9 protein-coding genes (1 of these 9 cut by a window edge) are annotated in these 20,119 nt (G+C 64.5%); 7 read left to right on the top strand and 2 right to left on the bottom strand.

What is annotated here, in order from left to right; all coding sequences use genetic code 11:
- Window positions 1–21 precede the first annotated feature (21 nt).
- Both BLS61_RS16675 and BLS61_RS23905 read left to right on the top strand, forming a co-directional pair.
- Window positions 22–861, top strand: a complete 840-nt coding sequence (locus tag BLS61_RS16675) for a hypothetical protein (protein WP_139205569.1) — start codon at window positions 22–24, stop codon at window positions 859–861.
- A 367-nt stretch (window positions 862–1,228) separates the two neighbouring features.
- On the top strand, window positions 1,229–1,462 hold the full coding sequence (locus tag BLS61_RS23905; RefSeq protein ID WP_244157970.1) for a hypothetical protein: 234 nt from the start codon (window positions 1,229–1,231) through the stop codon (window positions 1,460–1,462).
- Here the strand turns inward: BLS61_RS23905 and BLS61_RS16665 are convergent.
- Window positions 1,459–2,091, bottom strand: coding sequence for a hypothetical protein (locus tag BLS61_RS16665; protein WP_090432715.1), 633 nt, complete (start codon window positions 2,089–2,091; stop codon window positions 1,459–1,461). The two genes, BLS61_RS23905 and BLS61_RS16665, sit on opposite strands and share 4 nt — an antisense overlap.
- A gap of 845 nt (window positions 2,092–2,936) precedes the next feature.
- Window positions 2,937–3,284, bottom strand: a complete 348-nt coding sequence (locus tag BLS61_RS16655) for a DUF2513 domain-containing protein (RefSeq protein ID WP_090432711.1) — start codon at window positions 3,282–3,284, stop codon at window positions 2,937–2,939.
- A 435-nt stretch (window positions 3,285–3,719) separates the two neighbouring features.
- Here BLS61_RS16655 and BLS61_RS16650 point away from each other — a divergent pair, with 435 nt between their 5' ends.
- From BLS61_RS16650 to BLS61_RS16630, 5 genes are all read left to right on the top strand, one after another.
- On the top strand, window positions 3,720–4,352 hold the full coding sequence (locus BLS61_RS16650) for a sigma-70 family RNA polymerase sigma factor (protein WP_090432709.1): 633 nt from the start codon (window positions 3,720–3,722) through the stop codon (window positions 4,350–4,352).
- Window positions 4,353–6,029, top strand: a complete 1,677-nt coding sequence (locus tag BLS61_RS16645) for a multidrug ABC transporter permease/ATP-binding protein (protein ID WP_090432707.1) — start codon at window positions 4,353–4,355, stop codon at window positions 6,027–6,029.
- 185 nt (window positions 6,030–6,214) lie between these two features.
- Complete coding sequence (locus BLS61_RS16640) at window positions 6,215–7,531, top strand: lysine N(6)-hydroxylase/L-ornithine N(5)-oxygenase family protein (protein WP_090432705.1); 1,317 nt, start codon at window positions 6,215–6,217, stop codon at window positions 7,529–7,531.
- 96 nt (window positions 7,532–7,627) lie between these two features.
- Window positions 7,628–17,284 (top strand): non-ribosomal peptide synthetase, encoded by a 9,657-nt coding sequence (locus tag BLS61_RS16635; RefSeq protein WP_090432703.1) that lies wholly within the window; start codon window positions 7,628–7,630, stop codon window positions 17,282–17,284.
- A protein-coding gene (locus tag BLS61_RS16630; protein WP_090432701.1) for a non-ribosomal peptide synthetase crosses the window boundary here: on the top strand, window positions 17,281–20,119 show its 5' end (the start). Its footprint extends 13,145 nt past the window's final position; 2,839 of the gene's 15,984 nt are visible here — the first part of the coding sequence; it begins with the start codon at window positions 17,281–17,283; its stop codon lies beyond the right edge, outside the window. The genes BLS61_RS16635 and BLS61_RS16630 overlap by 4 nt, the downstream gene beginning before the upstream one ends.

Genomic DNA, 20,119 nt, shown 5'->3' with positions numbered 1-20,119 from the left:
GTGTGTTGATTAGGTGCCTTTGTGAAAAATGCAGTGCTGTTGCTTCTTGTTTACTCGACTGTTGTTACGGTGTTCCTGATCGCATATTTTTTGCCAATTAGGCAGGCGCTCGGTCGTTTGTTTGGAGGGATGAACTTTGCACAGAGATTTATATTGGCCTTTGCGTTTTTTACCATAGTGGCTGTGGTTGGTGTTTTTGTATTGCTCTTATGGCTGAAAATCGACGTGACCACCAATCTGGGTCAGGTAGGTGACTTTGTTGGTGGAATACTTAATCCAATACTTAGCTTTCTTGCTCTTATTGCTATTGTTTCTTCGATATCGCTGCAGGAAAAAGAGCTATCCTCAACAGTCGAGTCACTGCGTGCGCAAGAGTTGATTTTTAAGACTCAAAATTTTGAAAGTTCATTTTTTAATTTGCTTTCTATGCAGCGTGAGCGGCGTTCAGAGCAAAAAATAGATGTGGATGGAAAAATTGTTAGTTCGTATTCGTATGTTGCTGACCTTATTTATGATGAAAGAAAGAAGATAAATGCTGATGCGATTGGGTGGCGTAAAAGTTTATCTGCGGCAAAGACGGCTCTTGAGGATATGGAAGCTCGCGATAGTAGTATTATGCTTTTAGAGCAATTTTCTATTCTGACTAAAATGATCGAGAATGCGCGCATGAGTGGTGAGCAGGTTAAGTACTATATGACGCTTGCGTATTCGAGCTTAGATGCTAATGAAGCACTTGTTCTTGTTAATTATTCGGTTTATCGTAAGAGGGTTAGGCGCATGTTAAAGCAGAATTTATCTATCAGTGTGACGCCATCTTATTTTATTGCGCCTGTACTCTCTGCTTATTATGACTGTGACTAATTGCTTTTGCAGGTAGCGCTGGGTGGTTGGCGCTAAATTATTAGAATATATCAGATACTAAACTATGCTGAGGATTTCCGGGGCGGCACCACCCACGAAAAGGAGTTCGACCATACCCATTCTTCGCTACCTCTGCGTTGCCCTCGCTTCCGCCCTGGTGGCCGCTTATGCGGCCATCTGGCTTGCCGGCCCTGCGCCGCTGGAACGTACCGCCACCACCATTCCGCCACTGCGTTTTGCCTAGGGTGACAATCTGGTCATCTGGGGCGGTTGGCGCGCCGTTGAGGGCGACGCCTACGGCACTACCAACGGTGTTGAGATCATTTGTAACCGCGAGCGCCAGACTTGCCTGGAGGCGCATGCCTCGTTGCTGAACCACACCGAGGGGCAGGATCTGGAGGCGCAGGCATTCGCCTACGAGGTGAGCGCGTGGGATGACCAGCACCTGGTGGCGATCAGCAAGGACGGCATGGGCGAGTGCCTCGATCGCATCCTTAACGTAGACTTGGTGGGCGAGGGCGCCACGCTGGAATGGCGCCCAGGCGAGGGTGACTGCCAGGGGGATATCGGCAAGGCCATGTTGGTGGGCGACCTGCTTTAGCGAGCGGTTTGCCGGCGAGCGAGGGTTGCCTGGGCGCGGCGGGCGAGCCGGTAGCTGATGAAATCGCTCACTATGAAGCGGCCGAACGCGATGGATGCGGCAAACGCGCTTACTCCAATGATGAAATCGCCGACGTTGAATTGATACACCGAGACGGTGAAATACAACGCGCCAACTACACCTATGGTCATTGCGGCAACGGCACTCCAGATCGCGGCGAATTTCTCGAAGCCGCCGATGACGACCTCGGGCTTATCGCTCCCTTCCGGCACCTCCAGGTGTCGGCATAGGCTGCGAAGCTGCGGCTTAGTCCAATTGCCGTCTTTATCCAGCGCTAACAAGAACTCCATTTTTGATCGGCTGGTGGTGACGCCAGACGCGATGCGGAATGCCTCCAGCTCGATGGACGTTTCCAAGTAATGGGACAAGTCTGGGTTTTTGGCGACGCTGGAGCGCAGAGCCTTTAGTCGCTCAAGAGGCTTACGCACGAAGTGTTTGTCGTGTGCCTCGAAGGCGCTGAGCAGCGGTGCGATCAGCTTGGGGAAGAGAGACAGCACTGTTACGGCTGCAGTGAATAGCGGCGCGTACTGGCTACCGATCAGGGCTTGAGCTTGTTGGAGCAGATCCATTTAAGGGCAACGTCCTTGATAAAAGGTGGCTGTTTGCCCGCTGGGGCGCAGGCTGCCAAGCTGCGGGCTGGCTTGCATATTCCAGAGTGGCGGTAAGGTCTGCGGACAACTGCCAATGACGGAGTATGCAGATGAGTATCGATGTGAACACGGCTGTAGGGGAGCAACCGGCGGAGCGGGTTGCGCAGCCGGATAGGGATTGGGTGACGCCAGAGGAGCGGTTGTTGCTGCGGTTTTACCGCAAGCTCGATGCGGGTGAACAGGCGTTTATGCGCCGGTGTATTGCTCGGCGGCGTCGGGCAGTTGTCTGTGAGTTACTTGGAATGTCGCTGACCCCCTGTAGGGTCGATCTATCGGTTGACAGCTTGCACTCTGAAGCCTTCCACACAGGAGAGCGTCACCATGTCAAGAATCAAAGCCGAGCACGAAGTCCGCCGCCCTGGCGAGCGATACCTCGATGATGTGGCTGGCCCCGTCAGAGTAGGGCGCTACACCCGGAGCGATGAGCTCTGGATCTACTATCGTGGAACCGTGCAGGAGCGGCCATGCGAGATACGCATGGCCGCTATCCGTGATGAGCTTCTAAGCGGAGTGGATAGTCGGGAAGAAGGCGGGTCTTCCTTGGTCACCTTGGTTCGAGAAACTAGGCCGCTGGCGCGGCCGGAGCGGTGATCCATCCGCGACAGCGCGACAACCCAGCAATGGCGCGACCTCTAGCGATTTTTTATCCGCGACACCGGGCACTCTGTCGCGGATAGAAAAACGTCGCAGCCCAGCAGTGACGCGGGTTGTCGCGTTGATAAAACTACCTTCCAGAGCGTTGGCTTTGATGGAGGCTAGATACCCTATATCCCGGGTATGTTTCGAATTATCTCGGCTTTCAGGTAAGTCAGCAGAACACCGAATGACCACGAAGCTGTCGGCTTAAACACGTTCTCTCTGGCTTTGTTCCAGATGGTGTCGTCTTTGATGCTGTCGGCGAAGTCATGACCATTCCAAGTGAGCCGCCAAAGGACGATCATTGCAGGGATACCGCGTTGTAATGGACCAACAGCACCTTCTGCTAGACCGGCCTCAATCAGCAGATTTGCATGGTAATTGAAGGCCTGCTGGTCAACATCGGACAGTTCCTGGCGAGGCGCGGTCTCAACGGCCAGAACAATTTTCCTTATCAGATCCATGTCGCGTTTCATGCTTTCCTCGGTTTGTGAGCACCATTCGGGGTTCAACCTAAAGACAGTAGTCGATCCATCCGATGGTGAAATTGCGAGTTAAGCAGAGGTACTTCGGGTTTTAGGGGTACGTTTGGGGGTATGCAATGAATATCGAAACGCTAAATGCTAGACATGGCTTGGTCTTGAGTGGCTATGTTCGATTCCAGCAGGGGACGCCATCCTGATTGCTTTCCTTCGCGTTCAGCGAGCGCTCGTCGCAACGCGCTGTTCCACACGTATTCCTCGATCACCTGCAGCCATGTTGGTCATCCGCTGATGCCACGGCGGCATGATGCCGTGCGGCCATTTCAAATTGTCGGCAGGGCCTCGCCAAATCAAGGCGTCTCGCCATTATTGTAATGAGAACTGTTTGCATGCACGATTGGCGCTCCTTGCCAATGAGCGTGACCTCACATGGAATGTTCTCGACAGTCATTGCCGGCGCCAGGCCGGAGAGGTTCCCGGCGGTCTTTTGCAGCGAATGCGCCTGCCTATGACCATTCTGCTGCGGTCCTTGACCGCAAGGCTTTGCTGGCGGCCTATCAGGCTCAGCGTCATGCGTTGCTCAATCTGGCGACGCGAGTTCTGGGCTGTCGCAGCAGGGCCGAGGATGTGCTGCAGGATGCTTTTCTCAAGTTGTGGGAGGGCGGTCTCAAGCTGTCTCGGGTCGAGTCGCCCGAGCGCTACCTGACGCGCCTGGTGCGTAATCTGGCCATTGATCATCTGCGCCGCCTGCAGCTGGAGCAGCGCTATGGTGCCGCCGCCGAACTGGCCGATCTGCAGCCCTCGGAAATTTCCCCGGAGCAGACCGTAGGCGGGCAGCAGGCGGTGCGCCAGTTGCTCGATGCGCTGGCCGAGCTGACCCCGCGCATGCGCCGGGTGTTCAAGCTCAGTCAGCTCGATGGCCTCACCCAGCGCGAGGTGGCGACTCAACTGGGTACCTCGCCAGCGCTCATCAATCTGATTCTGCGCGATACCCTAGGGCATTGCCGTGTTCGTCTCGACGGGCAGTGCGCTCGCAACTGCCCCCTGGCCAAGAGGTTCTGAATGAAGCTGCTGCGTCTGGTTTTCCAAGAATATCGCTGGTCCATCGCGCTGGTGCTGGGGCTCAGCCTGGGCAGCGCATTGCTCAGCGTGGCGGTGATTGCCTTCATCAATCAGCGCATGCTCACCCCGGCGAGCAATCCGGGCGCGGCGCTGGGGCAGTTCGTCGCCTTGCTGGCCTTGCTGCTGGTGCTGGCTTCGGCAGCGCAACTGTCGCTGACGGCGCTGGGCCACCGCTTCGTCTATCGCATGCGCCGCGCTTTGGTGAAGCGGGTGCTGGACACCAGCATCGAGCGTCTGGAGATCATCGGTGGTTCCAACATCATCGCCAGCCTCTCCAGCGACATCCGCAACATCACCCTGGCCTTCGTCCATCTGCCCGAACTGATCTATGGCAGCGTGCTGACGCTGGCGGCGTTCGCCTATCTGGCCTGGCTCTCGCCGGGGCTGTTCGTCACTACGCTTTTGTGGATGAGCTTCACCCTCGGCGTAGGCTGGCTGCTGGTCGGGCGGCTCAATCATCACCTGCGCATGCTGCGTGAGTCCGAGGATCGTCTGTACGGCGACTACCAGGCGGTGATCGACGGGCGCAAGGAGCTGACCCTTAACCGCGACCGCGCACAGCGGCTGTACGAGGACGAGTTCGACCTCAGCGCGCGCGCCTATCGCGATCACGTGACCCTGGCCGACCGTTACCACGGCCTGGCCAGCAACTGGGCCAACATCATGGTGCTGGGCACCATCGGCCTGGTGTTCTACCTGGCCAACGGCCTGGGTTGGGCCTCCACGGCGGTGGCCTCGACCTATGCGCTGACCATTCTGTTCATGCGCACGCCATTGGTTTCGGCGGTGGCGGCGATTCCGACGCAGATCGCCGGGCGCGTGGCGCTGGACAAGGTCGAGTCGCTGGCGCTGGCACCGCATGTGGAGGCGTTCGAGCATCCAGCCGACCCCTTGAGCGGACATTGGCAGGTGCTGGAACTGCATGAGGTGGAGTATCGCTATCCGGCACAGGACGGCGAGCCCGGCTTCGACGTGGGCCCGGTCAGCCTGCGCCTTGAGCGCGGCGAGACGGTGTTTCTGGTCGGCGGCAACGGCAGCGGCAAGTCGACTCTGGCGCGTTTGCTGACGGGCCTGTACATCCCGCAGCGCGGCGAGGTTCGTGTCGATGGCCGGGTGCTCGGACCGCAGGAGTGGCCGGCCTACCGTCAGCTGTTCGCATCGGTGTTCACCGACTATCACCTGTTCTCGCAGCTGCTTGGCCCGCACGGCGTGGCTGCATCGGATGAAGAACTCGAGCACTGGCTGGGCAGTTTGCACATGCGCCACAAGGTGCAGGTGGCGGCGGGGCGCCTGCGGGATACACGTCTGTCCGCCGGTCAGCGCAAGCGTCTGGCCTTGCTCCTGGCGTTGCTCGAAGCGCGCGACGTCCTGCTGCTCGACGAATGGGCCGCCGATCAGGATCCGCTGTTCCGTCAGGTGTTCTATCGCGAGCTGCTGCCGCAGTTGAAGGCCGCCGGCAAGACCGTATTCGCCATCAGTCACGACGATCATTACTTCGACCAGGCCGACCGCCTGCTGAAGATGGATGGTGGGCAGCTCCACGAACTGCAGGGCGAGCATCGTGCCCGCGCCAGTCGCAACGCGCTGCTGGAGATTGGTGGCGCCGCTCATTCCTGAGCATTGACTGTCCTCGTTGCGCCCGCATGATGCGGGCGCAGTCGTTTTTGCCGAAGTGATTTCACATTCCGCAGGCAATCGCCCTAAACATTCCTTCCCCTCGTTCGTCAGTGTTAATGAGAATGTTTTCCAGTTCATTCCGGCTGGCGAACCGCCCATTCAGCACGCAGATATCGGGAGGATTTATGGGGCTCGTTTACGACTATATCGGGGTTGGCTTCGGGCCCTCGAACCTGGCTCTGGCCATCGCCACCGAAGAGTTCGCCCAGCGCAGCGGGCGAGAGCCCAACGTCTGCTTCATCGAGCGCAAGCCTGCCTTCAGCTGGCATGAAGGCATGCTGATCGACGGCTCGAGCATGCAGATCTCCTTCCTCAAGGATCTCGCCACGCTGCGCAACCCCGCCAGCCGCTTCACCTTCATCAGCTACCTCAAGGCATGCGGGCGCCTGGAGGATTTCATCAACCTGAAGACCTTCTATCCCAGCCGTGAAGAGTTCAACGACTACCTCGGCTGGGCTGCCGATGCGTTCGCCGGGCAGGTGCATTACGGCGAAGAGGTGACCAGCATCGAGCCGTTCTACAGCGCCGGCACCTGTGCCGGCGTCGAGGTGGTTTCGCGCGGTGCGGACGGGCAGAGCACGCGGCGCCGCGCGCGCAACCTGGTGCTGGGCATCGGCGGTGTGGCGCAGATTCCGACGGCCTTCGCCGGCATGACTGACCCGCGCATCGTGCATTCCTCGCGTTATCTGGGCGCGCTCGATGCCATGCTGGGCGATGGCAGTCGTCCGCGCCGTGTCGCCGTGATCGGTGGCGGGCAGAGCGCCGCAGAAATCTTCCATGACCTGGCATGCCGCTTCCCGCAGATCGAGGCCAGCCTGCTGGTGCGTGGCGGCAGCCTCAAGCCGTCGGACGACAGCCCGTTCGTCAACGAGATCTTCAATGCCGACTTCACCGACCGCATCTTCGCCCAGGATCCCGCGCAGCGCGCACAGATGCTCAGCGAGTACCGCAATACCAACTATTCGGTGGTCGATCTGGAGCTGATCGAGAAGATCTACCACCTGTTCTACCAGCAGAAGGTCCGCGGCCAGCATCCTCACCGCTTGCTTACCCATCGCGAAGTCATGGCCGTTGCCGCCGATGACGGCGGCGTGGAGCTGACCCTACGCAATACCCTGGGTGGCGATCAGCATCGCGAGCGTTTCGATGCGGTGATCCTCGCTACCGGTTATCGCCGCGACTATCACCGCACCCTGCTGGCGGGATTCGCCGACTACATCGAAGGCGATGCGGTCGATCGCCAATATCGTCTGCCGCTGCGGGCGGACTGTCAGGCGCAGATCTTCCTGCAGGGCGGCTGCGAGGGCAGTCATGGCCTCAGCGACACCCTGCTGTCGGTGCTGGCCATGCGCTCCGAGGAGTTGGTCGCCTCGATGTTCGTCGAGCCCGCCGGCACGCAGGTGCGCGATTCGCTGCGTCTGGCCGCAGGCTCGCTCAGCTGATCGACAGACGCAGTTTTCCTTCTTCCGCAAGCGGTCGGCAGCCACTGCCGGGCCGCTGTGCAGGCACGAGTTTTCACGGGTGACGAGATGAGATCGATGGTGGATCAGGCGCAGCACTTTGCCGACATTCTGGATTATCACGCCGAGCGCGTGCCGGGCCGTGTGGCCATCCGGCATATCGTGGCGGATCAGGGCGAGCCGCTGCTGACGACCTATGCCGAGCTGCGCGAGCAGGCGCTGGCTGTCGCCGGCCTGCTGCAGCGCATGGGCTGTGAGGCTGGCGAGCGTTGTGTGCTGATGCTGCCTAGCGGCGCCGACTATGCCGCCGCCTTCTTCGGTTGCCTGTACGCCGGTGTGATCGCGGTGCCGGCCTTTCCGCCGGAGAACAACCGGCAGATGCACATCGAGCGCCTCACCGGCATTCTGCTCGATGCCCAGCCCATGGTGGTGCTGGCGCCGCGCGAGGTGATCCGGCGTTGCCAGGCCGACCTGCAGCCGCTGCTCGCGCCCGAGGCGCAGATGATCGCCATCGAGGACGTCGATGCCCACGACCGTGCCGGCTACCAGCCACGGCTGATCAGCAGCGATGCGCTGGCCTTCCTGCAATACACCTCGGGTTCCACCCGTGCGCCCAAGGGGGTGATGGTCAGCCACGCCAACCTGCTGGCCAACGAGCGCAGCATGAGCCGCGGCTTCAGCGCCAGTCGCGAGGAGTCCTGGGTCAGCTGGCTGCCGCTGTATCACGACATGGGGCTGATGGCCGGGCTGCTGCTGCCGATCCTGCATGGCGGCACCCTGACGTTGATGGCGCCGAACTTCTTCCTCGCCAGGCCGGCGCGCTGGTTGCAGGCCATCAGCCAATACGGCGGTACCTTCTCCGGCGGGCCGGATTTCGCCTATCGCCTGTGCGCCGAGCGCGTGCCGCAGAGCAGCCTGGAGGCGCTCGATCTGAGCAGCTGGCGCCTGGCGTTTTCCGGCTCCGAGCCGATCCGCCTGGATACCCTGCGGGCCTTCAGCCAGCGCTTCGCGGCGGCGGGCTTCAGTGCCGAAGCGCTGGCGCCGAGCTACGGTCTGGCCGAAGCGACGCTGTATGTGTGCGTCGATGCCGCCGAGCGTGAGCCGCAGGTGCAGACATTCGCCAGCAACACATTGGGCCAGGCGGACAGCCGTTTGCCGGCCTGTGGCTGGAGCGATGCCGAGCACCCGCTGCGCATCGTCGAGCCGCAGACGCTGGAGGTTCTGGGGGACGATCAGGTCGGTGAGATCTGGATCGCCGGGCCGAGCATCGCCCAGGGCTACTGGCGCAACCCCGAAGCGACCGCCGAGGCCTTCGTCGAGCGTGATGGCCAGCGCTGGCTGCGCACCGGCGATCTGGGCGTGGTACGCGAGCGTCAGCTGTTCATCGCCGGGCGCCTGAAGGATCTGATCATCCTCAATGGCCAGAACCATTACCCGCAGGATATCGAGCAGGCGCTGGAGCAGGACATCGAGCTGCTGCGCCAGGGGCGTATCGCCGCATTCGCTGTCACCGACGAACAGGGAATCGAGGGCGTCGGCCTGGCGCTGGAGATCAGCCGCAACGTGCGCAAGCTGATCAGCGCCGAGATGATCTGCCAGCGCATCGCCGACGGCATGGGAGAGCGCTTCCAGCTGGCGCCGCAGCTGATCCTGCTGCTCGAACCGGGCACCTTGCCACGCACCACCAGCGGCAAGCTGCAGCGCTCGGCCTGCCGCAGCGGCTGGCAGAACGGCAGCCTGGCCACCTTCGCGCAGTGGTACAAGGGGCGCCTGCAAGGGGCTGATGCGACCAGTTCGGCGCCGCAAGCCAGCGCCGTGCTGCCGCAGGTTCTGCAGGCCTGGCAGGAGGTGCTGGGCTGCGCGGAACTGGGGCAGGGCGACCACTTCTTCGCGCGTGGCGGCGACTCGGTGGGCGTGATGCAGGTGCTGGCGCGTCTCAACGCCGAGCTGGGGCTGGAGCTGCAGGCCGACAGTCTGTTCGAACGGCCACGTCTGGGGGATTTCAGTGCCTGGGTCGCGGCGCAGCCGCGCACGGCCCGGCAGGTGCCACCCCTGCAGGCCGAGGTGCGTGACGCGCAGTGCGCGCAATCCTATGCGCAGCAGCGCCTGTGGTTTCTCGAGCGTCTGCAGGGTGACGCCAGCGCCTACCGGTTGGGCGGTGAGCTGCGGTTTCAGGGCCGGCTCGACGAGGCGGCGCTGCAGCGCAGCTTCGATGATCTGGTCAGTCGCCACGAGAGCCTGCGCACGCGCTTCGCCGCTGGCGAAGAGGACGGCGTGCCGCTGCAGCGTATCGATCCACCCTTTACGGTCGACCTGGCGCATTTCGATCTGCGTGGCGAGGCAGATGGCGAGGCGGCACTGGCGCGCCTGCGCGAGGAACGGATGAACCTGCCGCTGGATCTGCAGCAAGGGCCCTTGTGGCATCTCGCTCTGGTGCGGGTGAGCGAGGGCGATCAGCGCCTGCTGCTGGTGATGCACCACATCATCTGCGACGGCTGGTCGATTCAGGTACTGATCCGCGAGTTCGCCGAGCTCTACGCCGCCCATGTCCTCGGCCAGGCGCCGAACCTGCCGGCACTGCCGGTGCAGTACGCCGACTACGCCATCTGGCAGCGGCGCTGGCTGCAGGCGGGCGAGGGCGCGCGTCAGCTGGATTACTGGAAGCAGCAGCTGGGTGATGAGCAGCCGTTGCTGCAACTGCCCGCCGACCACCCGCGCCCGGCGCGGCAGAGCCACCGCGGCGCGCGCCATGCCATCCGTCTCGATGAGGCGCTGAGCCAGCGCCTGCGCGCCCATGCCTCGGATCAGGGCGTCACCTTGTTCATGCTGCTGCTGGCCGCCTTCAAGGTGCAGCTGCAGCGCTACAGTGGCCAGCGCGATATCCGCGTCGGCGTGCCCAGTGCCGGGCGCGTGTGCCGGGAAACCGAGGCGCTGATCGGCTTTTTCGTCAACACCCAGGTGCTGCGCAGCGAGTTCGGTGGCGAGCACAGCTTCGCCGATGTCGTGGCGCAGGTGCGGGCGGCGGCCCTCGGCGCGCAGGATCACCAGTTGCTGCCGTTCGAGCAATTGGTCGAGGCGCTGGCGCCGCAGCGCAGCCTGAGCCACAACCCGCTGTTTCAGGTGAAGTTCACCCAGCAGTTCGCCCTGGCCCAGGATCTGGCCCTGCCTGGCGTGACCCTCAGCGCGAGTCAGCTGGACGAGCAGGCCGCGCACTTCGATCTGGGGCTGGATATCATCGACCTGCCCGAGGGCATCGAGGCCGCCTTCACCTATGCGCAGGATCTGTTCGAAGCGCCGCGCATCGCTGGTTTCGCCGCCGATTTCGAATATCTGCTGGAGCAATTGCTGGCGCAGCCACAAGCGCCGCTGGCCAACCTGCAACTCGCGGCGCAGCCGGCGCAGGTTGTGGGCGTCGAGCGCAGGTTCGCCGCTGCGACCGTGCTCGATCTGTGGCTGCCGCAGGTGCACGGCGAGGCCGTGGCATTGATGCACGACGGCGTGCCCTTCAGCTTCGCGGCACTGGAAGCCCAGGCCAATCAGCTGGCGCAGCACCTGCTTGCCCTGGGCGTGGCACCGGAGCAGCGCGTCGGGCTGTGCCTGCAGCGTTCGCCGGCTTTCGTCATCGGCCTGCTGGCTGCGCTCAAGGTCGGCGCTGCCTTCGTGCCACTCGATCCGGCCTGGCCGGCGCAGCGTCAGGCGTTCGTCCTGGCCGACAGTGCCTGTGTGGTATTGCTCTGTGAGTCCGCGTCGGTGCAAGGCTTCAATGGCCCGCAGCTGGACTTCAGCGCCGATGCGCCGTGGCGTCAGCAGACCAGCGAGGCGCCAGCGGTGCCGGTGCACCCGCAGCAGGCGGCCTATCTGATCTACACCTCCGGCACCACCGGCCAGCCCAAGGGGGCGATGATCAGCCATGCGGCCCTGGCCGACTATGTGCAGGGCCTGCTGGAACAACTGGCCCTGGCGCCCGAGGCGAGCATGGCGATGGTGTCCACCGTTGCGGCCGACCTGGGCCATACCGTGCTGTTCGGCGCGCTGTTGTCCGGGCGTACCCTGCACCTGCTGAGCGCGGAAACCGTGGCCGATGCCGATAGCCTGGCGGACTACCTGAGCACGCAGCAGGTCGGCATCCTCAAAATCGTGCCGACCCACCTGGCCGGTCTGCTGCAGGCCGGCGCAGGTGAGCGTGCGATACCTGCGCATGCCCTGATCTTTGGCGGCGAGGCGCTGCCGGCCGAGCTGGTGAAGGAGGTCAAGCGTCTGCGCCCGCAGTGCCGGGTGATCAACCACTACGGCCCCAGTGAGGCCACGGTCGGTGTGCTGACTCACGAGGTCACGGACGCCGAGCTGGCAGCGTTGAGCGGCGTGGTGCCGATTGGCCGGCCTTTGCCCAACGTGCGCGCACTGATACTGGATGCGGCCCTGACGCCGCTGCCGCAAGGTGCGGTTGGCGAGCTGTACCTGGGTGGGCCTGGTCTGGCGCGCGGCTATCTCGATCGTCCGGGGCTGACGGCGGCAAGCTTTCTACCTGATCCCTTCGCCAAGGGTGAGCGCCTGTATCGCACCGGCGACCGTGCGCGCCTGCTGGCCGACGGGCGTATCGAATTTCTCGGGCGTGGTGACGACCAGGTCAAGGTGCGCGGCTACCGCGTCGCCCTCGGCGAGATCGTGGCGCAGTTGCGTGGCCTGGCGGGCGTCGCCGATGCCCATGTGCAACTGGACGAACGCGGCCAGTTGCTCGCCTATGTGGTTGCGCAGGACTCTTCTCTCGATCCCGCGCAGGTGCAGGCGCAACTGGCCGAGCGTCTACCTGACTATATGCTGCCGAGCCATGTGCTGCTGCTCGAACGCTTCCCGCTGACCGCCAATGGCAAGCTCGACCGTCAGGCGCTGCCGCAGCCGCAGGCGGCAGAGCAGGGCTTCGAGGCGCCGCACGAGGGCGTCGAAGCGCAGCTGGCAGCGCTCTGGCAGCAGGTGCTGAAGGTCGAGCGCGTCGGCCGTCACGACAACTTCTTCGCCCTTGGCGGCGACTCCATCCTCAGTCTGCAGATCATCGCCCGGGCGCGACGCCAGGGCATTCGCCTGACGCCCAAGCAGCTGTTCGAGAAGCAGAGCATCGCCGAACTGGCGCAGGTTGCCGTCGTCGCAGAGGCGTCGGCGGCACCCGCAAATACCAGCGCGGAGGTGACGCACGCCTTTGCCCTGACGCCGATTCAGGCGCGCTTCTTCGCCCAGCCTCCGGCGCGCATCGGCCACTGGAACCAGTCCTTGCTGCTGGCGGCGGACGAGCCGCTCGACGCCCGTGAACTGGAGCAGGCGCTGCAGGCCGTGGTGCGTCACCACGCCAGCCTGCGCCTGAGTTTCCAGCGCGATGCGCAGGGCAACTGGCAGCAGCGCTATCGTGACGTGCAGCCGACGCAGGAGCTTTTGTGGGTATGCCAGGTGGCCGCCAACGACGACCTGCCGGCGCTGTGCGACGAGGCCCAGCGCAGCCTGGATATCGAGCGCGGCCCAATGCTGCGCGCGGTACTGGCGCAGTTGCCGGACGGGCGTAATCGACTGCTACTGGCCGTTCACCACCTGGCGGTCGATGGCGTGTCCTGGCGCGTGCTGCTCGAGGATCTGCAGCAGGCCTACGCGCAGCGACTGGCCGGGCAGGCGATCAGTCTCGCGGCCGTTGCGACCAACTTCCAGCAATGGTCGGCGCATCTGCAGGCCCTGGCCGGCAGCCCGCAGTTGGCGGCACAACTGGAATACTGGCAGGGCTTCAGCGCCGCCGACGCCTGCCTGCCCTGCGACCGCCCCGAAGGCAGCGCCAAGGTCGCCGATGCCGGCCAATTGCAGCTGCAGCTCGATGCCGCCACCACTGCGCGCCTGCTCGGCGAAGTGCCGGCGGCGTACCGCACGCAGATCAACGATGTGTTGCTGGCGGCGCTGGCCCAGGCCTTGTGGCAGTGGAGTGGGCGCCGGCGTACGGTGATCGGCCTCGAGGGCCATGGCCGCGAGGACGATCAGCTCGACCTGAGCCGCACGCTGGGCTGGTTCACCAGTCTGTACCCCGTGGCGCTGCAGGCTGGCGATGACCTCGGTGCGACCCTCAAGCAGGTCAAGGAGGGGCTGCGTCAGGTGCCGGACAAGGGCATCGGCTACGGCGTGCTCAAGTACCTGGCCAAGGCTCCGCTGGAGGAGCTGACGGGCCAGGGGCTGACCTTCAACTACCTGGGCCGTTTCGATGACCAGGCCGCTGGGCGCTGGCGTCTGGCCGATGAAGCGAGCGGCGCGCCACGCGACGGCAGCGGCCCGCTGGCCAATGCCCTGGCCATCGACGGTCAGGTGCGTGGCGGTTGCCTGCAACTGATGCTGACCTACAGCCGTGCGCGCTTCGAGACGAGCACCGTCGAGCGTCTGCTGGATCTGTACGAGCAGGCGCTGCGGCAGTTGATCGAGCATTGCTGCGCGCCCGGAGCCGGTGGCCTGACACCTTCCGATTTCCCTCTGGCAACGCTCGGCCAGGCGCAACTCGACGCCTTGCCTCATGCGCCGCAGCAGATCGAGGATCTGTTCCCGCTGGCGCCGATGCAGCAGGGCATCCTCCTGCACAGCCAGCTGGAGCAGGGCAGCGGCATCTACCTGATGCAGGACCAGTACGCCGTGGCCAGCGCCCTGGATGTGGAGGCCTTCACCCATGCCTGGCAGCAGGTGGTGCAGCGTCACCCGGCGCTGCGCACGGCCTTCTGCAATCTGGAAGGGACGCCGCATCAACTGGTGCTGCGCCAGGTGCCTTCGCCCGTGCAGTTCCTCGACTTCAGCGAGCTGCCGCGCGATGAAGCCGAGGCCAGGTTGCAGGCGATCCTGCGCGAGGAGCGTCAGCGCGGCTTCGATTTCACCCAGGCGCCTTTGCTGCGCCTGCGCCTGGTGAAGTTCGCCGAGGCCGATCTGCGCATCGTGCAGAGCCATCACCATGTCCTGATCGACGCCTGGTGCCGCGGCCTGATGCTGGCCGAGTTCTTCGCCCAGTACCGCGCTCGCCTGCTTGGGCGCAGCCTGCAACTGCCGCCGGCGCGACCCTATCGCGACTTCATCGCCTGGCTCGCACGCCAGGACGAGGCGTCCAGTCGTCGCTACTGGCGAGACGAGCTGGCCGGCTTCGACACGGTCACGCCACTGCCTTATCGCCGCCAGCAGGGCGAGGCGGGCATGCATGACGTCAGCCTCGCGCTCGATGCCGAGCAGACCCGCGCGCTGGCCGAGCAGGCGCGGCGTCATCAGCTGACCGTCAACACCTTCGTTCAGGCGGCCTGGGCGCTGCTGCTGATGCGCTACAGCGGGCGCGACGACGTGCTGTTCGGCGTCACTGTGGCCGGGCGCCCCACTGAGCTTGAGGGCATCGAAGAGGCGCTGGGGCTGTTCATCAATACCTTGCCGCTGCGCGTCCGAGTGCCGGGCGCGGGCGCGACCGGGCTGCAATTGCTGCAAGCGCTGCAGGCGCAGAACGCCGGCATGCGTCAGCATGAGCAGTTATCCCTGGCCGAGGTGCAAAACCTCGCCGACACCCCGCGTGGCCAGCCGCTGTTCGACAGCCTGTTCGTGTTCGAGAACGTGCCGCTCGGTGGCGAGGTGCAGGAGGCCGTCGAAACCTACCGCATCACGCCGCTGGCCAACCGCACCCACACCAACTATCCGTTGACCGTGGTGCTGCTGCCGGGTGCCAGCTTGACCCTGCAACTGAGCTTCGATACCCAGCAGTTCGCCGTGGTCGACATGCAGGTAGTGGTCGGGCATTTCCGTCGTCTGCTGCTGCAGCTGAGCGAGGCGCCGCAGCGTCCCTTGAGCGAGCTGCGCCTGCTCGATGACAGCGAGCGCGAATCCCTGTGTCAGCTGGGCCAGGGCGAGATGCAGCCGCAATGGTATGCGCAGAGTTACCTGGCGCGCTTCGAGGCGCAGGTCGAGCAGCAGGGCGCACGTACCGTCGCCCGCTGCCAGGGGCAGACGCTGTCTTATTTCGAACTCAACGAGCGGGCCAACCGTATCGGTCATGGCCTGATCGAGTGTGGTGTGCAGTTCGATGACGTGGTGGCGCTGTATGCACCCCGTGGTCTGCCACTGCTGAGCCTGATTATCGGCGCCTTCAAGGCCGGTGCTGCCTACCTGGCGCTGGACGAGCGCCATCCGCCGGCGCGCAGCGCACGCATGCTGGCCAGCAGCGCCGCGCCGGTGCTGATCACCCTGCGCGAGCAGCTGGCGCAGGTTCAGGCGATGCTCGCCGAACTGCCGCAGCCGCCGCGCGTGCTGGTCTATGAAGACATGCTGGAGCACAGCCGCCGCGACAACCCCGGGCGCTACGCCGGCTCCGAGCACCTGGCTTACCTGATCTACACCTCCGGTTCCACCGGCGAGCCAAAAGGGGTGATGGTCAACCAGCGCGGCATGCTCAACAACCAGTTGGCCAAGGTGCCTTACCTGCAACTCGGTGAAGCGGACGTGATCGCCCAGACCGCTGCCACCGGCTTCGATATCTCGGTCTGGCAACTGCTCACCGCGCCGCTGTTCGGTGGCGCGCTGGAGATCATCCCCGATGCCATCACCCATGATCCGCAGGCGCTGCTGGCGTGCGTCGCTGCCACCGGGGTAAGCGTGCTGGAGGCGGTGCCGGCGGTGATCGACGGCATGCTCGACGCGTCGCCCGTGGCGCTGCCGGCGCTGCGCTGGCTGTTGCCCACCGGCGAGGCGCTGAGTCATGAGCTGGCCACGCGCTGGTTCGCCCGCTACCCGCAGGTGCCGATGATCAACGCCTACGGCCCGGCCGAATGCGCCGATGATGTGGCGCTGTACCGCCTGCATGCGTCGCCGCCACGGCGACAGCCCATCGCCATTGGCCTGCCGACCGACAACAACCGCCTGTACGTGCTGGGGGGTGACCTCGAGTTGTTGCCCGCTGGCGTGGTCGGCGAGCTGTATATCGGTGGCACCGGCGTGGGCCGTGGCTATGCCGCGCGCCCGGGGCTGACGGCCGAACGCTTCGTGCCCGACCCCTTCGGCGCACCGGGCCAGCGCCTGTACCGCAGTGGCGACCTGGCGCGCTGGAACGCCGAGGGCCAGCTCGAATACGTCGGCCGGGTGGACTTCCAGGTGAAGATTCGTGGCCAGCGCATCGAGCTGGGCGAGATCGAAGCCTGCCTGCTGGCCAGCGCGCCCTTGCGCCAGGCCGTGGTGGTCGCCCACGAAGGGGCAGCCGGTACGCAACTGATCGCCTATGGCGTGGCCGAGGCCGGCCAGCAGGTCGAGGTACAGGCGCTGCGCGAGGCCCTCGCTGCGCAGTTGCCGGCCTTTATGGTGCCGGCGCAGATCATCCTGTTGCCGCGCCTGCCGCTCAACGCCAACGGCAAGCTGGATCGCCGCGCACTGCCGGCGCCACAGGCGCCGGTGCGCAGCGTCGAGGCGCCACAGGGCGAGCTGGAGCAGCACCTGGCGCAGCTCTGGCGCGACCTGCTCAAGGTGGAGCAGGTCGGCCGTCACGACCACTTCTTCGAACTCGGCGGCCACTCGTTACTGGCTACCCGCCTGCTGGCCCTTATCCGCGAAACGCGCGGCGTCACGGTACCGCTGGCGCAGGCCTTCGAGGCCACCACCGTGGCCAGCATGGCCAGCCTGATCCGCGGCCTGGAAAGCCAGGCCCTCAACGATGAACGCCTGGATGCGCTCGACGACCTGATGAGCGCTCTGGAGGAAATTCAGTGAATCTGTTGCATGACAAAGCCCTGCTGCTGTCGCGTCGCTTTCTCGGCCTGGGGCCGCAGCAGCGCCGAGCCTTCCTCGACAAGCTGCGCGAGCAGGGGCTCGACGCCTCGGCGCTGCCGATTCCGCCGGGAGCGGCCGATGCCGAGGGCAGCGTGCTGTCCTACGCGCAGCAGCGCCTGTGGTTCCTCGAACAGCTGCAGCCGGGCAATAGCGCCTATCACCTGCCGGGCGCCCTGCAGTTGCAGGGGCCGCTGGACGAGGCTGCGTTGCTGGGCGCCTTCAGCGATCTGGCGCAACGTCATGCGAGCCTGCGCACGCGGTTCTTCGCCGATGCCGACGGCAACCCGCGCCAGTGCGTCGACGCGGCGCCGGCACTGACCCTGGAACCGCTGCAGGGCGATGACTTTGCCGCCCTGGCGCGTGAGTTCGCCCAGCGCCCGTTCGACCTCGAACAGGCGCCGCTGTGGCGCATCGGCCTGCTGCGCGAGGACGAGCAGCGGCATGTGCTGCTGGTCTGTTTGCACCACATCATCGCCGACGGCTGGTCGATCCAGCTGTTGTTGACCGAGCTGGCGCAGTTCTACCGCGCGCGCGTGCAGGGCGAGCCTGCCGCACTCGCCGAGCTGCCGCTGAGCTACGCCGACCATGCCCTGTGGCAGCGCGCCTGCCTGGATGCCGGTGAAGGCGAGCGGCAACTGGCCTACTGGCGTGAGCAACTGGGCGACGAGCAGCCGTTGCTGGAGCTGCCTTGCGACCATCCGCGCCCGGCGCAGCAGAGTTTTCGTGGCGCGCGCCTGGCCTTTCGCGTGGAGCCCGCGCTTGCCGCGCGCGTGCGCGAGCTGGCGCGGCAACAGGGCTGCACGCCGTTCACCGTGCTGTTGGCGGCCTACAAGGTGTTGCTGCATCGCCTGAGCGGCCAGCGCGACCTGCGTGTCGGCGTGCCCATTGCCGGGCGTACGCAGAGCGAAACCCAGGGGCTGATCGGCTTCTTCGTCAATACCCAGGTGCTGCGCAGCGAACTGAGTGGCGAGCAGAGTTTCGAGCAACTGCTGGCGCAGGTGCTGCGTACGGCGCAGGGTGCCCAGGCGAATCAGGCGCTGCCCTTCGAGCAACTGGTCGAGGCATTGCAGCCCGAGCGCAGCCTCAGCCACAACCCGCTGTTCCAGGTGCTGTACAACCACCAGCAGCGCCCGCAGAACAGCCTGCAACTGACGGCCGATCTGCGTGCCGAGCTGATCGCCCTGGACAGCGGCAGCGCGCAGTTCGACCTGGCGCTGCACACCTGGGAAGGTCCGGGCGAGGAGCTGGCCGGCAACTGGAACTACGCCCTGGATCTGTTCGAGGCGGCCACCGTCGAGCGCCTGCATCAGCGCTTCATTCGCCTGCTGGAGCAGTTACTGGAACAGCCGCAACTGGCCATTGGCGAGCACCGCCTGGACGATGATCAGGATCGCCTGGCGCTGACGAGCTTCAATGCCATCCGCGTCGATTACGGCTCGGTCGAGCCGGTGCACCGTCAGTTCGAGAAGCGCGTGCAGGCGCAGCCGCAGGCCATCGCCCTGGTGTTCGGCGAGCAGTGTCTGAGCTACGCCGAGCTGGACCTGCGCGCCAACCAACTGGCCCACCATCTGCAAAAGCTTGGCGTAACTCGCGACACCTTGGTGGGTGTGGCGGCGCAGCGTTCGGTGGAGATGGTGGTAGCGCTGTACGCCATCCTCAAGGCCGGCGGCGCCTACGTGCCGATGGACCCGGAATACCCGGCCGAGCGTCTGCGCTACATGCTCGAAGACTCTGGTGTGAGTTTGTTGCTGAGCCATGACGCGGTGATCGACGGCCTGCCGCAGGTCAGCGGCGTACAGGTGCTCAATCTCGATCATCTGGATCTTTCTCAAGAGCCGCAGACCGCGCCCGAGGTGGACATTCACCCCGAGCAACTGGCCTACCTGATCTACACCTCCGGCTCCACCGGCAAGCCCAAAGGGGCCGGCAACAGCCATGCGGCGCTGTACAACCGCCTGGCCTGGATGCAGGAGGCTTACCAGCTCACGGCGGATGATCGGGTGCTGCAGAAGACCCCGTTCAGTTTCGACGTGTCGGTGTGGGAATTCTTCTGGCCGCTGATCACGGGCGCGCGCCTGGTGATGGCGCAGCCGGGCGATCATCGCGATCCCGCCAAGCTGGTCGAGCTGATCGGGCGCGAGAGCATCAGCACCTTGCACTTCGTGCCCTCGATGCTGGCGGCCTTTGTCGGTCATGGCGAGCTGCACGGCTGCGAGAGCCTGCGGCGCATCGTCTGCAGCGGTGAAGCGCTGCCGGCGGAACTGGCCAGCAGCACGCGGCAACTCTTGCCGCAGGCCGAACTGTACAACCTGTATGGCCCGACCGAAGCGGCCATCGACGTGACCCACTGGCGCTGCAGCGGCCAGGAGCGGCGCAGCGTGCCAATTGGTCGGCCGATCGCCAATTTGCAGATTCATATCCTCGACGAACGCCTCAATTCGCAGCCCATCGGCGTGGCCGGCGAGCTGTATATCGGTGGCGTCGGCCTGGCGCGGGGTTACCACCGTCGTCCGGGACTGACCGCCGAACGCTTCGTCGCCAGCCCCTTCGGCGATGGCCAGCGCCTGTATCGCAGTGGCGACCTGGCGCGCTGGACCGAAGAGGGCGTGCTGGAGTACCTCGGCCGCATCGACCATCAGGTGAAGCTGCGCGGCCTGCGTATCGAGCTGGGCGAGATCGAGGCCGCGCTGCTGGAGCATCCGGCGCTGCGTGAGGCGGTGGTGCTGGTGCGTGATCAACAGCTGGTGGCCTATGTGGTCGGCGGCGATTACGACG

This window comes from Ectopseudomonas guguanensis (genome assembly GCF_900104265.1).
GTDB lineage: Bacteria > Pseudomonadota > Gammaproteobacteria > Pseudomonadales > Pseudomonadaceae > Aquipseudomonas > Aquipseudomonas guguanensis.
Note: the sequence above shows the minus strand (reverse complement) of the source record. Positions and strands in the feature narration are given on the sequence as shown.

Bases quoted from the DNA above. Each gene is read 5' to 3' on its own strand.
- BLS61_RS16635 (WP_090432703.1), top strand. From the start codon at position 7,628: ATGGTGGATCAGGCGCAGCACTTTGCCGACATTCTGGATTATCACGCC.
- BLS61_RS16665 (WP_090432715.1), bottom strand. From the start codon at position 2,091: ATGGATCTGCTCCAACAAGCTCAAGCCCTGATCGGTAGCCAGTACGCG.
- BLS61_RS16640 (WP_090432705.1), top strand. From the start codon at position 6,215: ATGGGGCTCGTTTACGACTATATCGGGGTTGGCTTCGGGCCCTCGAAC.
- BLS61_RS16645 (WP_090432707.1), top strand. From the start codon at position 4,353: ATGAAGCTGCTGCGTCTGGTTTTCCAAGAATATCGCTGGTCCATCGCG.
- BLS61_RS16655 (WP_090432711.1), bottom strand. From the start codon at position 3,284: ATGAAACGCGACATGGATCTGATAAGGAAAATTGTTCTGGCCGTTGAG.
- BLS61_RS16650 (WP_090432709.1), top strand. From the start codon at position 3,720: ATGGAATGTTCTCGACAGTCATTGCCGGCGCCAGGCCGGAGAGGTTCC.